The organism is Kitasatospora sp. NPDC050463 (genome assembly GCF_040655255.1).
In the GTDB taxonomy this organism is placed as follows: Bacteria; Actinomycetota; Actinomycetes; order Streptomycetales; family Streptomycetaceae; genus Kitasatospora.
Genome location: NZ_JBFAJO010000092.1, coordinates 1 through 14528, shown reverse-complemented (window position 1 = coordinate 14528; position 14528 = coordinate 1). Strand labels below are relative to the sequence as shown.

Annotated in this window: 16 protein-coding genes; 9 read left to right on the top strand and 7 right to left on the bottom strand. The window is 73.2% G+C overall.

Annotation, left to right across the window (positions count from 1 at the left end; all coding sequences use genetic code 11):
- Positions 1–324: 324 nt before the first annotated feature.
- From AB0J08_RS36005 to AB0J08_RS35990, 4 genes are all read left to right on the top strand, one after another.
- Entirely contained in the window at positions 325–1647 is a 1323-nt protein-coding gene (locus AB0J08_RS36005; protein WP_360642528.1) for an ammonium transporter, read from the top strand.
- Positions 1644–1982, top strand: a complete 339-nt coding sequence (locus AB0J08_RS36000; RefSeq protein WP_360642526.1) for a P-II family nitrogen regulator — start codon at positions 1644–1646, stop codon at positions 1980–1982. The genes AB0J08_RS36005 and AB0J08_RS36000 overlap by 4 nt, the downstream gene beginning before the upstream one ends.
- Before the next feature lie 511 nt (positions 1983–2493).
- The gene (locus AB0J08_RS35995) at positions 2494–4245 is read left to right on the top strand and encodes a carbohydrate-binding module family 20 domain-containing protein (protein WP_360642539.1); all 1752 of its coding nucleotides are present in this window, start codon (positions 2494–2496) and stop codon (positions 4243–4245) included.
- A gap of 70 nt (positions 4246–4315) precedes the next feature.
- Positions 4316–4537, top strand: a complete 222-nt coding sequence (locus tag AB0J08_RS35990; RefSeq protein WP_360642524.1) for a hypothetical protein — start codon at positions 4316–4318, stop codon at positions 4535–4537.
- Between the two features lie 48 nt (positions 4538–4585).
- Here the strand turns inward: AB0J08_RS35990 and AB0J08_RS35985 are convergent, their stop codons facing one another.
- Positions 4586–5347, bottom strand: a complete 762-nt coding sequence (locus AB0J08_RS35985; RefSeq protein WP_360642523.1) for an SDR family oxidoreductase — start codon at positions 5345–5347, stop codon at positions 4586–4588.
- Positions 5348–5790: 443 nt separating this feature from the next.
- Here AB0J08_RS35985 and AB0J08_RS35980 point away from each other — a divergent pair, with 443 nt between their 5' ends.
- Together AB0J08_RS35980 and AB0J08_RS35975 are read left to right on the top strand one after the other, a co-directional pair.
- Complete coding sequence (locus AB0J08_RS35980) at positions 5791–6849, top strand: alpha/beta hydrolase-fold protein (RefSeq protein ID WP_360642521.1); 1059 nt, start codon at positions 5791–5793, stop codon at positions 6847–6849.
- A gap of 488 nt (positions 6850–7337) precedes the next feature.
- Entirely contained in the window at positions 7338–8093 is a 756-nt protein-coding gene (locus tag AB0J08_RS35975) for a hemerythrin domain-containing protein (protein ID WP_360642519.1), read from the top strand.
- A 93-nt stretch (positions 8094–8186) separates the two neighbouring features.
- Here the strand turns inward: AB0J08_RS35975 and AB0J08_RS35970 are convergent, their stop codons facing one another.
- From AB0J08_RS35970 to AB0J08_RS35960, 3 genes are all read right to left on the bottom strand, one after another.
- Entirely contained in the window at positions 8187–8780 is a 594-nt protein-coding gene (locus AB0J08_RS35970; protein ID WP_360642517.1) for a hypothetical protein, read from the bottom strand.
- A gap of 196 nt (positions 8781–8976) precedes the next feature.
- On the bottom strand, positions 8977–9522 hold the full coding sequence (locus AB0J08_RS35965; protein WP_360642515.1) for a DUF1707 and FHA domain-containing protein: 546 nt from the start codon (positions 9520–9522) through the stop codon (positions 8977–8979).
- Positions 9523–9614: 92 nt separating this feature from the next.
- Complete coding sequence (locus AB0J08_RS35960; RefSeq protein ID WP_360642513.1) at positions 9615–10166, bottom strand: DUF1697 domain-containing protein; 552 nt, start codon at positions 10164–10166, stop codon at positions 9615–9617.
- A gap of 156 nt (positions 10167–10322) precedes the next feature.
- On the opposite strand from AB0J08_RS35960, the gene AB0J08_RS35955 reads away from it, so the two are divergent.
- Positions 10323–10793, top strand: a complete 471-nt coding sequence (locus AB0J08_RS35955) for a pyridoxamine 5'-phosphate oxidase family protein (RefSeq protein ID WP_360642511.1) — start codon at positions 10323–10325, stop codon at positions 10791–10793.
- Between the two features lie 20 nt (positions 10794–10813).
- Here the strand turns inward: AB0J08_RS35955 and AB0J08_RS35950 are convergent, their stop codons facing one another.
- Positions 10814–11170, bottom strand: a complete 357-nt coding sequence (locus AB0J08_RS35950) for an ArsC/Spx/MgsR family protein (RefSeq protein ID WP_360642509.1) — start codon at positions 11168–11170, stop codon at positions 10814–10816.
- A 142-nt stretch (positions 11171–11312) separates the two neighbouring features.
- Here AB0J08_RS35950 and AB0J08_RS35945 point away from each other — a divergent pair, with 142 nt between their 5' ends.
- Complete coding sequence (locus AB0J08_RS35945; protein ID WP_360642507.1) at positions 11313–12530, top strand: cytochrome P450; 1218 nt, start codon at positions 11313–11315, stop codon at positions 12528–12530.
- 68 nt (positions 12531–12598) lie between these two features.
- On the opposite strand, the gene AB0J08_RS35940 is transcribed toward AB0J08_RS35945, so the two are convergent.
- On the bottom strand, positions 12599–13633 hold the full coding sequence (locus AB0J08_RS35940; protein WP_360642537.1) for a histidine kinase: 1035 nt from the start codon (positions 13631–13633) through the stop codon (positions 12599–12601).
- 55 nt (positions 13634–13688) lie between these two features.
- Between AB0J08_RS35940 and AB0J08_RS35935 the strand changes: the two genes are divergently transcribed.
- Positions 13689–13931, top strand: coding sequence for a hypothetical protein (locus AB0J08_RS35935; protein WP_360642505.1), 243 nt, complete (start codon positions 13689–13691; stop codon positions 13929–13931).
- Between the two features lie 24 nt (positions 13932–13955).
- On the opposite strand, the gene AB0J08_RS35930 is transcribed toward AB0J08_RS35935, so the two are convergent.
- Positions 13956–14528, bottom strand: a 573-nt coding sequence (locus AB0J08_RS35930) for a response regulator transcription factor (RefSeq protein ID WP_360642503.1), incomplete at its 5' end; no start/stop codon positions are given.

Below are 14528 nucleotides of genomic sequence, written 5' to 3'. Positions count from 1 at the left end.
GGTAGAACCAGGTAGGACAGGGAGCAGGGCCCGGTAGCCACGGCTGCCGGGCCCTGCGTCGGTGCGTGCGGGCATCCGTGCGTCCCTGCGTCCGTGCGTCCGTGCGGCGCGGCCGGGTCGGTGGTCGGTGGCCGGGGCACGGACCGGCCGGCGAGCGCGGGTGCGTGAGCTTCCGGAAACCGGCCGGCAACTGCGGGGCAACCGGCGGGCAACACGAAACACGGGCGAAACGTGTCCGTCCGCAACCAGAAATCCGCCCTCGCGACACTCTCCCAACCGACCCGCGCTCCACCCTGGCGCGGGCCCGTGGGAAGGCACGCCCCTATGTTCCTGGCTGACTCGTCGCCCGGCCTCGACACCGGTGACACCGCCTGGCTGCTGGCCAGCACCGCTCTCGTCCTGCTGATGACCCCCGGCCTCGCGCTGTTCTACGGCGGCATGGTCCGCACCAAGAGCGTGCTCAACATGATCATGATGAGCTTCGTCTCCATCGCCGTGGTCACCGTGGTCTGGCTGCTGGCCGGCTACTCGCTCGCGTTCGGCCCGGACGTCGGCGGTTGGGGCCTGATCGGTGGCCCGGACCACCTCGGGATGGCCGGAATCACCCCCGCCTCGCTCACCGGCCACGTCCCCACCGTGCTGTTCGCCACCTTCCAGCTGACCTTCGCGATCATCACCGCCGCGCTGATCAGCGGCGCCATCGCCGACCGCGCGCGGTTCGGCTCCTGGGTCGCCTTCACCGCCGTCTGGACGCTGCTGGTCTACGTCCCGGTGGCGCACTGGGTGTTCGCGCCCGGCGGCTGGATCCTGTCGAGGCTCGGCGCGCTCGACTTCGCCGGCGGCACCGTGGTCGAGGTCAACTGCGGGGCCAGCGGCCTGGCCCTGGCCCTGCTGCTCGGCCCCCGGATCGGCTTCCGCAAGGAGGCGATGCGCCCGCACAGCCTGCCCCTGGTGCTGCTCGGCGCGGGCCTGCTCTGGTTCGGCTGGTTCGGCTTCAACGCGGGCTCGGCGCTGGGCGCCAACGGCCTGGCCGCGTCCGCCCTGCTCAACACCCAGGCGGCCGGCTGCACCGGGCTGCTCGGCTGGCTGCTGGTCGAGAAGCGCCGGGACGGCCACGCCACCACGCTGGGCGCCGCCTCCGGGGCGGTGGCCGGCCTGGTCGCCATCACCCCCTCCTGCGGCAGCGTCGACCTGGTCGGCGCGCTGGTGATCGGGCTGGCGGCGGGCGTGGTCTGCTCCTACGCCGTCAGCTGGAAGTTCCGCTTCGGCTTCGACGACTCGCTGGACGTGGTCGGTGTGCACTTCGTGGCCGGCGTCATCGGCACCGCGCTGATCGGCCTCTTCGCCAGCGCGGCGATGACCGGCGGCCCGGTCGGCCTGCTGCACGGCGGCGGCCTCGGCCAGCTCGGCAGGCAACTGGTCGCGGTGGCCGCCGTCGCGGCGTACGCCTTCGCCATGACGTACGGGATCGGGCGGGCGATCGACCGGGTGATGGGCTTTCGCGCCACCGAGGAACACGAACTCACCGGCCTGGACCTCGCCGTGCACGCCGAGACCGCGTACGATCACGGCGTCCTGGGCCACGGTACGACCGCCCACGCCACCACCGTGCTCACGCACTCGTCCGACAGGACCCCCGCCGCATGAAGCTGATCACCGCGATCGTCAAGCCGTTCAAGCTGGACGAGGTCAAGAACGCCCTGCAGGCCATCGGTGTGCACGGACTGACCGTCACCGAGGCCAGCGGGTACGGGCGCCAGCACGGGCACACCGAGGTCTACCGGGGCGCCGAGTACCGGATCGACCTGGTGCCCAAGGCCCGGATCGAGGTGGTGGTCGAGGACGCCGACGCCGAGCAGGTGATGGAGGAGATCGTCCGTGCCGCCCGGACCGGGAAGATCGGCGACGGCAAGGTCTGGGCGGTGCCGGTGGAGACCGTCGTCCGGGTCCGCACGGGTGAACGCGGGCCGGACACCGTGTAGTTCCGAGGCCCGGCCGGGCGCTGCCCGGGGGAGGCCGGGGCCGGGGCCGGGAGTGCCGTGACCGGCCGCCGGCCAGGCTCGGGTCGGTCGGCCGGCCGTTGTCGTAGCGCGCATCCACAGCACCGCGTCCGCCGCCGGGCCGACCGGGCCGAGCCCGGTCGGCCCGGCGCCCTGGGCCCCGTGCGAGTCGCCGCACATCGGACAGGCGGCCTGGAAGTGCCGGCCGGCCGCTGCCTGCTGCCAGCGGCCCGCTGTCCGCCGTGCGCCGGGCCGCTGCCCGTCGCCCGCCGTGTACCTACGGGTGGCCGGATCCCGTCGTCCGCTGCCGCATTCGCCATGCCTCGGCGACGGGAAGGTCGCACGCGAGCTTTCGGAGCTGCAGAAACGTTGCTTCCAAGGCCTTGACGGGCTCTCACTGCGACCTTAGGTTCAGCGCTGCAAGTTTCCAGCAAGTTTCAGCAATCTTTCACGAGCGGTACCCCAGGCTGCCCCACCCCAGCCCCCAGGAGACATCGTGGTCACCACCGCCCCCGCCCGCCGGCCTGCCCGGACGGCCGGCGCGCTCGCCGCCTCGGCGGCGCTCGCGCTCTCGCTCACCGCGGCGTTCGGCGCCGCCCCCACCGCCCAGGCCACCCCGCCGGGCAACGGCAAGGACGTCACCGCCACGCTCTTCGAGTGGCGCTTCGACTCCGTCGCCAAGGCCTGCACCGACACCCTCGGCCCGAAGGGCTACGGCTTCGTCGAGGTCTCGCCGCCCCAGGAGCACATCCAGGGCGGCCAGTGGTGGACGTCCTACCAGCCGGTGAGCTACAAGATAGCCGGGCGCCTCGGCGACCGGGCGTCCTTCAAGAGCATGATCGACACCTGCCACGCGGCGGGCGTCAAGGTGATCGCCGACTCGGTGATCAACCACATGTCGGCCGGCTCCGGGATCGGCACCGGCGGCACCGCGTACACCAAGTACACCTACCCCGGGTACTACCAGGACCAGGACTTCCACTCCTGCCGCACCGCGATCAGCAACTACGGTGACCGTTCGAACGTGCAGAACTGCGAACTGGTCAACCTCTCCGACCTGAACACCGGCAGCGGCTACGTCCAGCAGACCGTCGCCGGTTACCTGAACGACCTGGCCTCGCTCGGCGTCGACGGCTACCGCATCGACGCGGCCAAGCACATCGCCGCCGCCGACCTCGCCGCGATCAAGGCGAAGACCGCCAACCCCAACGCCTACTGGGTGCAGGAGGTCATCTACGGTGCGGGCGAGCCGATCCAGCCCACCGAGTACACCGGCACCGGCGACGTCGACGAGTTCCGCTCCGGCACCTGGCTGAAGAGCGCCTTCCAGGGCGGCCGGATCGCCGACCTCGGCGGCTGGGGCTCCGGACTGCTGCCGAGCGACAAGGCCCGCACCTTCGTCGACAACTGGGACACCGAGCGCAACGGCTCCACGCTGACCTACAAGGACGGCTCCGCCTACACCCTGGCCAACGTCTTCATGCTGGCCAACCCCTACGGCTCGCCCAACGTCTACTCCGGCTACGCCTTCTCCGGCCACGACGACGGCCCGCCCAACGGCGGCACCGTCAACGCCTGCTACAGCGACGGCTGGAACTGCACCCACGCCTGGCGGCAGGTCGCCAACATGGTGGGCTTCCGCAACGCGGTGGCGGGTACCGGGATCACCAACTGGTGGTCCAACGGCAACAATGCGATCGCCTTCGGGCGCGGCGGCAAGGGCTTCGTGGCGATCAACCGCGAGACGGGCCCGGTCACCCAGACCTTCCAGACCTCGCTGCCGGCCGGTTCCTACTGCGACGTCCAGCACGGTGACCCGGCCCAGGGCGGCTGCTCCGGTCCGTCCTACACCGTCGGTTCGGACGGCCGGTTCACCGCCACCGTCGGCGCGGGCGACGCGGTGGCGCTGTACGTGGGCGCTCCCGGCGTCGCCGGCGGCGGCACGCCGGTGAGCGGCGGCGCGTCCTTCGCGGTCAACGCGACCACCGTCCCCGGGCAGAACATCTTCGTGGTCGGCAACACCGCGGCGCTCGGCGCCTGGGACCCGGCGAGGGCGCTGCTGCTCTCCTCGGCCGCCTACCCGGTCTGGAAGCTGGACGTGGCGATGCCGGCCGGGACGGCGTTCGAGTACAAGTACGTCCGCAAGGACGCCTCCGGGGCCGTGACCTGGGAGTCCGGCGCCAACCGCACGGCCACGGTGCCGGCTTCGGGCGGCGTGGTCCTGAACGACACCTGGCGCAGCTGATCCACCGCGACGGCCGCCGCCCGCCGGGGTTCGACCCACCTCAACGGGTGAACCCTGTCAGCATCACGGGATGAGAACCACCCCCGCCGTCCTCGACGTCGAGCTCTGCGGCGGCCGCTGGGACGGTCACCGCAAGCGGGTCAACGCCGTGGCCCCGCCGCCCTCGCTGCGGATGGTGCTGCGGGCCGAACTGCCCGCCGCCGAGGCCGGCGAGTACTGGCCGACCACCAGCGTCTACCGGCTGGACGAGGCCGGCGGCCGGCGGCGCTACCGCCACTCCCACGACGAGTAGCGGCCGGTCCGCGCCCGTCGCGCCGCCCGCCGGACGGCCCGGGCCCGGTCAGCCCCGCCCGATGTACGGCATGGTGGTCGCCATCACCGTGGCGAACTGCACATTGGCCTCCAGCGGCAGCTCCGCCATGTGCCGCACGGTGCGGGCCACGTCCGCGACGTCCATGGTCGGCTCCACGGCGATCCGCCCGTCCGCCTGCCGCACCCCGATGCTCATCGCCGCCGTCATCTCGGTCGCCGCGTTGCCGATGTCGATCTGCCCGCAGGCGATCCGGTACGGACGCCCGTCCAGCGACAGCGACTTGGTCAGCCCGGTGACGGCGTGCTTGGTCGCCGTGTACGCGATGGACTGCGGCCGGGGCACGTGCGCGGAGATCGAGCCGTTGTTGATGATCCGGCCGCCCTGCGGGTCCTGGGCCCGCATCTGCCGGAACGCGGCCCGCGCGCAGAGGAAGGCGCCGGTCAGGTTGAGGTCCACCACGGCCCGCCATTCGGCGATGTCCAACTCGTCCACCACGGCCGGGGCGCCGAACGTACCGGCGTTGTTGAACAGCAGGTCGACCCGGCCGAACCGCTCGGCGGCCGCCGCGAAGAGCGCGTCCACCGCCGCCGGGTCGGTGACGTCGGTCGGCACCACGGCCGCCGCGTCGCCGCCCGGCGCGGCCGCGGCGCAGAGCCCGGCCGTCGCGCGCAGCGGCTCCTCCCGCCGTCCGGCGAGCACCGGCCGCCACCCGGCGGCGGCCAGCTCCACGGCCACGGCGCGCCCCACCCCGCTGCCGGCTCCGGTGACGACGGCGATCTGCTGCGACATGGCGCTACTCCTCGGGTGGTCTTCGGGCGGCTCGTGGGGCGGTCTTCGGGCGGCTCGTCGGTCGACGGCGGGTGTGCCGATCGTTCCCGATCCGGGGCCCCGAGTCACTGGTGGAAGCACCCAAACCCCGACCCGTCCGACGCACCGCCGGCTGTGGAGGGCTCCCCCGCCGGACGGCGGGGGGAGCGCCCCCGCCGATCAGCGGAGCCGTCCGTCGGCCTTTACCCGATCGGGGTCAAACATTGGATCGACGCAGGCTGTAGCGCAACCGGGCCACCCGAGGCCACGTCATAAGATCGCAGGACGGCGTGCTCCCGCGAGGGACGGCGCGCCGCCGCCCGGGCGTACCGCGACATCGCACCCCGGGTCTGTCAGGCCCCACCCGGGGGCCGCCGCCCGGCTCCCGACGGAGCGGGCGCGACATCGGTCGGAGAGTCCTCACCGTGCAGCCGCAGTCCACCCGCATCCGCGCCGCCCTGACCGGCGCCGCCGCCTTCACGCTGGCCGCCTCGCTGGCGGCCTGCGGCAGTACGGACGCCAGCGGCAAGGGGGACACCGTCAAGGGTGCCGGGAGCAGCGGAACGGCGAGCGGTACCGCCGCGCCCGGTACCCCGAAGGCCGCCGACGGCACCCCGGCGGCCCCGGCCCAGAGTCCGTCCGGCAAGGTGCTCATGCCCACCGGCCCGGCCGCGAGCTTCACCAAGGCCCGGGACACCGCGGCCGGCCAGATCCTGGTGACCACGCTGAACGGGCCCAAGTCGGGTGTCTCCGGCAAGGTCTGGGTCTGGCTGCCGCCCGAGTACAACGACCCGAAGTTCGCCCGGACCGGCTTCCCCGTGCTCACCCTCTACGCGGGCGGCCAGAGCGCCGGGTACAACACCTGGACCGACAACCAGCTGCCGATCCAGGAGATCGACGCCGACCTGGCGAAGTCCGGCAAGGCGCACCCGTTCATCATGATCATGCCGGTGCAGAACCTCGACTCCAACGAGGCCAAGGCCCTGGAGTGTGCCGACATTCCGGGCCAGCCCAAGATGGGCACCTGGATGGCCGAGGACATCCCCGACTTCGTCCGCGCCAACTACCGGACGGTGAAGGGCCGGGACGGCTGGGGGCTGATGGGTGCGTCCACCGGCGCGTTCTGCAGTGCCAAGCTGGCGCTCCAGCACCCGGACACGTTCAAGGCCGCCGTCCCGATCGACGGCTACTTCAACCCGGACTCGCCGCTCTGGAAGGGCCACGAGGCGGAGCGGCAGGCCAACAGCCCCGAGTTGATGGTCGCCCAGGGCAAGGCCGACGTGAAGCTGCTCGCCACGGCGGGCGGTGCCAACGCGTTCGAGATGAAGCTGGTCAAGGCGTGGGTCGCCAAGGCCGCCCCGCCGCTCTCCGTCGAGTACTACGAGCAGGCCGGCGGCAAGCACCTCACCAGCGACTTCAAGAAGATGATCCCGGACACGCTCCAGTGGCTGACCAGGAACCTCGCGGGGCCGCAGAGCGACTGACTCCCGGCCGGGCCCGTCGGGCGGCCGGCGCCACGCCGACCGGCCGACGGGCCCTTGCCGCGGCACCGTGGACGCGTCCGGTGCCGCTCCCGCGCGCGAGCCGCGCCGCTCGCTGCCGCCGGTGGTGCGTACGCACCCACTGCTCCGCCCCTCTCCGCTCCGGCCCGTCTCGGCTCGGCCTTCTCCGCCCCGCCCCGCCCCGGCCCTGCCTGTCGCGTGCGCCCGCCGGCCGCCGGGCGGCATCCTCGCCACCTCGCGGGAGCGGCCCGCCACGGTCGCGCGCACCCCCGGCCGGCGGCACCGGCCGGGGTCGCCGAGCCCCGCACCAGGCCCCTGACCTGCGCGTCAATCGGACATTGATTCGCCTCTGATCGACTACGGCCACTGTGGTGGGACCGCATTCCGCCAGTGCTGCCCGTCGAGCCGGTCGTGAAGCCGGTCGTGCCATGCCGAGCAAGCCCGTCGTGCCAAGTCGTGAAGAGAGTGCCATGCCGAGCCATCTGCTGTCCGTAGCGTCCCCCTCCGTGCCCGCCCGGGCGGGCTCCGAGCGTCAGCGGGCCGCCGACGAGGAGCCGCAAGCCGTCCGGTTCGCCGGGCTGCGACTGGTGCACGACGCCCTCCGCCGCGACCTCGCCCGGCTGCCCAACGCGCTGCGGCTGCTCCAGCCCGGCGAGGACGAGAAGGGCGAGGCGCTGCTGCGGCACTGGACCTTCGTCACCGCGATGCTGACCTGCCATCACGAGCAGCAGGACACCCGGATCTGGCCGATCGTGCGCCGTTTCGCGCCCGAGCTGCGCCTGCTGCTCAACTGGTTGGAGGCCGACCACCACAACCTGGACCACTCCTTCACCCGGGTCACCACCCTGGTCCGGATCGCCAGCCGGGACGCGGGCAGCGCCTGGCCGGTCGCCTACGCCATGGACGACCTGGCGGCCCGGCTGGAGACCCACCTGCGGATCGAGGAGCGTCAGCTGCTGCCCCGGATGGAGCGGGTGTTCGCGGAGACCTCGCGGGTCGGCAGCCTGCCGGAGCTGCTGGACCTGCTGCGCTCCGCCGACGGCCCGGGCACCGCCGACGCGCTCGCCTGGCTGCTGGACGGTGTCGAGCCCGCGGTGGTCGAGCGCCTGCTGGCCGACTGCGACGACGACGTGGCCCGCAACTGGCCGCACTGGCACGCGACCTACCAGCGCTGCACCGGTCTGATCTGGGGTCCCGCCGACGCCCCGGACGGCTCCGCCGAGTGAGTGCCGGGCTTTCGCGGGCCCTTGATCTACGCGCGTGGCATATGCCGGTCCAGGGCTGGTCCGGCCGGTCCCGCCATTTCCGGCCCGCGAACGCTACTCCGGCAGGCGGTTGAGCCAGGTCAGCGGTGTCACGCAGATCGCCTTCTGCGGCGACCCGTCCCACTCCACCGGCAGGCCGGCCGCCTCCAGCGCCGCGACCACCGCGCGGCCGATCTCCACCGTCCTGTGCTCCGCCGCCTCCTCGGTCTCCCCGTCGGCCCGGAACCCGCCGTAGCGCAGCATCAGCCCGAGCCCGGCGGCCGCTCCCTCGGTGTCCTGCTGGTGGAAGAAGACGAAGCCGCGCGAGTCCTTGTCGGCCTCGCCACCGATCTCCGCGTAGCCGCAGTTGGCGCAACAGGTGAAGTCCATCGCCGCGATGACGCCCTGCTCCTCCAGCGCGTCGAAGGCCTCCTCCAGCCGGTCCACGTCCGTCGTCTCCGGCCACGAGGCCTGCTCGGCCAGCCGCTCCTGCCAGAGCGGGGCGACGATCTCCTCGGCGTCCTCGGGTTCCAGCCCCTGGTCTTCGAACTCGTCGACCAGGGACTCGGCTATCTCGTCCGGCTCCTGGAAACCGCAGCGGATCAACTCGCGGGCACGCTCCTCGGCCTCGCGCCGCACCTCGAAGCTGAGCTCGGTCTCCTGGTTCATGCCCGCATCCTCGCACCGACCACTGACAGAGCCGCCGCCCACCCCCGGTGCTGACGCCCCCGGTGTCCTCGCCTCCCGAAGCGCCCCTGATCACCCGTCTGCCGGCCGCCGAGCGCATCCTGATCACCGGCGCCGGCAGCGGATCCGAGGTGTGCGCGGGCCTGCCGCGGCGCGCGAGGCGCCCCGCTCGGCGGGCTCAGCCCGAGGCGAGCCGGAACTCCAGGTTGCCGAAGCGGACCTGGTCGCCGGGGCGGACGCGGACGCCGCCCGCGACCCGTCGGCCGTTCACATGCGTGCCGTTGGTCGAGCCCAGGTCGTACAGCACCCAGTCCTCGCCCTCCCGCCGCAGCTCGGCGTGGTGGCGGGACACCGAGGCATCGTGCAACCGCAGCCCGGAGCCGGGGACCCGGCCGATCGTCAACTGCCGTGCCGCCGGGTGCGGCAGGCTCAGCCCGGGCAGTCGCTCGATCCGCCACGCCCCGCGCAACCGCACGCCGAAGGCCGAGAGCTGACCCACCGTCCGCAGCAGGAAGCGCCCGACCGGATTGCCGGCCGGCAGGTCGGCCATCGCCTCGTCGAGCTCCGCCCGGCTGTTGGCGTGCAGCACGAGCTCCATTCGCCCGAGGAAGGTGTCGTGGGACAGCCGGCCGCTGCCCGCACCCTCCCGCAGCACCCCGAGCGCCTGCTCCCGCTCGGCCTCGGACGGCCGGACCACGTGCGTCCGGATCTCAGGAGACGTCATGGCCCGATTGTCGGCTCACCCGCCCCCACGTGTCCAGATTGCCGAGTGCCCCGGTCCGTTGCACGCCCGCTCCGGGGGGGCTCCGGTCCGGGTCAGGCCTTCTCGGCGGCGGCCAGGATCTTGGCGGTGGTGTGCAGGAAGCGGGCCGTGGCCGAGCCCCGGTAGGACGGACCGAAGAGCTTGCTGCCGGCCCGCCACTTGCCGTCCTGGAGGTGTATCACCACGTAGGCGGTGCCCGCGTCGGCGCCGATCACCTCGTAGTCGCCCTTGGGCGAGGTGTACGGGATCGGGAAGTCCGCCGGCAGCGGCTCGGAGAGGAACTCGACCACCAGGCGGACGTCCGGGGTGGCCTCGATGCCCGCGAAGGGCTCGGCGGCGAGCACCGCCGCCACCTCGTCGACGGTGCGCAGCATCACCGGGACGGGGTAGCCGAGCGCCTCGGCCAGGTGCTCCTCGATGCGCAGGGTGAGCGCGGCGCGGTCCGGCTCCTCGCTGTCGAAGAAGACGTTGCCGCTCTGGATGTACGAGCGCACGTCGGCGAGGCCCAGTTCGGCGAAGAGGGCGCGCAGCCGCTCCATCTTCACCGTCCGGCCACCGACGTTGACGGCCCGCAGGAACGCGATGTACCTGGTCGTGGTGGTCACCCGCCCAGTCTGGCACCGGGCACCGACAAGCACCGGGGCACCACGAGCACCGGCCACCCAAGGGCCGGCCGCCCGAGCACTGGCCACCCAAGGGCCGGCCACCCGGCCGGAGGCCGGCGGAGGCCGGCCGTCGGTGCCCGGTGCCAGACTGGCGCCATGGCTACCTGGCAGGATTTCGAGCACGAGGCACCGGAGCTGGCGTCCGCCGTTCGGGCCCGCTTCGAGGCGAACAAGCACCACGTCCTGGCGACGCTGCGCAGGGACGGTTCACCCCGGGTGAGCGGTATCGAGGTGAACTTCCTCGGCGCCGATCTGACGCTCGGGTCGATGCACGGCGCGGCGAAGGCGCGCGACCTCCAGCGGGACGCCCGCTTCGCGCTGCACAGCAACCCGAGCGACGAGACCTTGGCGGGCGGGGACTCCAAGCTGTCCGGCCGGGCCGTCGAGATCACCGACGAGAACGAGCTGGCCGCCTACGCCGCGGATCTGCCGGAGCCGCCGCCCGGCCCGTTCCAGGCGTTCCGGCTGGAGGTGGAGCAGGTGGTGCACACCACCGTGGGCGAGGACCACCTGTGGATCACGTCCTGGCGCCCGGGGGAGCCGGTGCGGCGGATCCAGCGGCACTGACCGGACTGCCGCCGCCGGGGCTACGGCAGGACGGACTTGAGGACGTCGGGGGTGCGGGCCACGACGGCGTGGCCGTCGTCCGCGGTGATGATCGGGCGCTGGATCAGGATCGGGTGGTCGGCCATCGCCGCGATCCAGCGCGCCCGGTCCTCCGGCTCCCTGGTCCAGCGCTTCATGCCCAGGTCCTTGGCGGCCTGCTCGTCGAGCCGGGTGATGTCCCACGGCTCCAGCGCCAGCCGCTCCAGGACCTGCTCCAGCTCTGCGGCGGTCGGCGGGTCCTCCAGGTAGCGCCGCACGGTGTATTTCGCGCCGACGGCTTCCAGCGCGCCCAGTGCCGTACGGCACTTCCCGCAGCGGGGGTTGATCCAGATCTCCATGCCGACAGGGTACCGACCGCCCATCCCCGATCGGGTGAACCCGGGCACGCGGGAACCACGTCCGTCCGCCGGCGGTTTATCAACCGGCAGCGAGACCTCGGGAGCGCGGTCTCGGGAGCGGGTCGCGGGAGGGGAGCACCGGGTGGACGGCGCGTCGATCATCGAGCAGCTCACAGCAGACAGGGGCATCGCGGACCCGTACCCGCTGTACGCGCGGGCGCACGAGCTCGGCGCCGCCGCTCCGGCCGGTCCCGGCACCGTCCTGGCGATCGGCCACGCCGCGGCCGACCAGGTGCTGCGCAACCCCGCCTTCGGACCGGAGGAGTTCGAGCGGTTGAGCGAGATGGACGCCGACCTGGCCCGGCACTCGTCGGTGACCCTGCTCGGCCGCTCGATCCTGCAGCGGAACGGGCCCGACCACACCCGGGTCCGCTCGCTGATCGCCTCGGCCTTCAACGCCCGCCGGGTGGCCGCGCTGCGGCCGGCGGTCGCGGCCTCGGCCGGCCGACTGCTCGACCGGATGGCGGAGCAGGGCGGGGACGGTTCGCCGGTCGACTTCATGGACACCTTCGCGTTCCGCCTGCCGGTCGAGGTGATCTGCGAGCTGCTCGGCGTCCCGGAGCCGGACCGCCACCGCTTCCGCGGCCTCGCGGGGGACTTGACCGTCGCCCTGGAGCTGGTCCAGGACCTCGCCGAGCTGGCCGACGCCGACGCCGCCGCCGACGAGCTCTCCGGCTACTTCACCGCGCTCGTCGCCGAGCGGCTGGCCCGCCCGAAGGACGACCTGGTCAGCGACCTCGCCAGGATCGCCGCCGACGCCCCGGAGCGGATCTCCGGCCGTGAGCTGCTGGCCAACCTGGTGCTGCTGCTGGTGGCCGGCTTCGAGACCACCACCAATCTGCTCGGCAACGGGCTCGCCCTGCTCTTCCGGTACCCGCAGGCGATGGAGGGGCTGCGCACCGGGGCCCTCGACCCGGCGCGCTTCACCGACGAGGTGCTGCGCTACGACTCGCCGGTCCAGCTCACCACCCGGGTCGCGACCGCCGAGGGGCTCGACGTGGCCGGTGTGCCGACGCCGCCCGGCACGGTGGTGCTGGTCCTGCTGGCCGCCGCCAACCACGATCCGGCCCGCTACCACCGCCCGGAGCTCTTCGACCCGTGCCGGACGGACAGCCGGCCGCTCAGCTTCGGCGGCGGGTCGCACTTCTGCCTCGGCTCCCAGCTGGCCCGGCTGGAGGCCGAGGTCGCGGTGCCGGCCCTGCTCGACCGCTTCCTCCGGCTCGCGCCCGGGGGCGTGCCCACCCGGCGGGACCGCCTCGTCCTGCGCGGTTTCGACACCCTGCCGGTCACCGTCCGCTGAGCCCGCCGTGCCCGACGCGGTGCCGTCGAGGTCCGGACCGGTTCGCACCCGGCGGATGACCGGTGGGCTCAGCCGCCGTCGGTGGTGAGGGGGATGCGCAGGCGGACCCGGTAGCCGCCGTCGCTGGTGGGGCCGGAATCGAGGGTGCCGTGCAGGATCTCGGCTCGTTCGCGCAGGCCGATCAGGCCTTGCTGGGAGCCGGGGAGCGGCAGGGACGGCCGGGTGGGTGCGCTGTTGGTGACGGTCACTCCGACGTCGGTGCCGTCGTGCCAGAGTTCGACGGTGGCGGTGGCGCCGGGGGCGTGCTTGCGGGCGTTGGTCAGCGCCTCCTGGACGGTCCGGTAGACGGCCCGCTGGGCGGGTGCGCCGAGGGCGGGTGGCAGTTCGCCGGTCAGCCGGGTTTCGATGCCGCTGGAGTCCACGAGCCGGTGCAGGTCGGCCAGGGTCGGCTGGGGGGTCAGTTCGGTGTCGCGGCCGCCGGAGGCGCGCAGCAGTCTGACCATGGTGCGCAGTTCGTCGAGCGTGGTGACGCTCAGGGAGCGGATGGTGCGGGCGGCGTCCTTGGCGTCGGCGTCCTTGGTGGAGACCTGGAGCGCCCCGGCGCGTACGGCGATCAGGCTGACCTGGTGGGAGACCACGTCGTGCATCTCGCGGGCGAGTTGGGCGCGTTCGCGGGCCAGGACGGTCTGAGCGTGCAGGATCCGTTCGTGTTCCCTGGCCTCTTCGGTCTCGATCATCTGCCGTTCCAGGTCGCGGCGGGTCTGGACGAGTTGCCCGAACAGGACGGCGGCGGCCGCGGTGGCCAGGCTGTAGACGAAGGTGACCAGGGTGAAGGTGCGGCTGACCTCGAACGGACCGCCGAGCGACCAGGGGATGATGCTGGCGAGCGCGGTGCCGAGGGCGCAGAGCGCGAGCAGTCGGCGGTTGCGGGAGCGCTCGGCCAGGGTGAACAGCGCCACGAGGGGGGCGAGCGCGATGTCGTCCTGGGTGAAGGCGATCGGCAGGGTGAGCAGCAGGACAGCGAGGGGGAACCTGCGACGCAGTGCCAGCGCGACGCAGCGGATCGTGCCGGTCCTGCTGTCCTTCCTCGGCTCCCGGTTCAGCCGGCGCGAGCGGCTGATGGTCGGCGCGCTCGGACCGCGCGGTACCACCTCGATCGTGTTCGGCCTGCTCGCCTTCAACGCCCTCCCGGACGGACCGGGCGCCAACAGCGCCCTCGACGCCATGGTCCTCGTCGTGCTCGGCAGCATCCTGTTGCACGGCGGCGGGTCGATGGCCATCGCCCGCGCTCTGCGCGGCAAGCCGCGGGCCCGCAGGGACGAGGAGAACCCGGCCGCGGCCTCCGGGGCCACCGAGGGCGGCGTGACCCGTCGGCCGGCGGCCGACGCGCACCACGAGTGAGCGGGGGCGCGACCGCCCCGCCCGCTACGGGTGCCGCCGCTCGCTCCCGCTCCGGTCCGGGCCGTCGGCCAGCAGCCCCGCGCGCTGGGCGAGCAGCGCGGCCTGCACCCGCCCGCCGACCCGCAGCTTGGTGAGGATCGCGCTGACGTGGTCCTTCACGGTGCCCGTTCCCAGGTGGATCCGAGCCCCGATGTCGGCGTTGGACAGCCCCTCGGCGACCAGCACCAGCACCTCCCGTTCCCGGTCGGTGAGCCGGTCGACCCGCGCGGCCTCCTCGTCCACCACGGCCGGTTCGCTGCCGGGGTGGCCGCGCAGCAGGCTCCGCGACGCCTTCGGCGACAGGACGACCCCGCCCGCCGCGAGCGTGCGCACCTGCGGGGCGAGGTGTTCGGGCTCGGTGTCCTTGAGCAGGAAGCCGGCGGCCCCGGAGTTCAGTGCGGTCAGGATGTACTCGTCCGTGTCGAAGGTGGTCAGCATCGCCACCGCCGGGGGCGAGGGCAGCGCGACCAGCTCCCGCAGCACGCTGAGCCCGTCCACGTCCGGCATCCGGATGTCGAGCAGGACGACGTCCGGCCGGTGCTCCCGGACGGTGGCGAC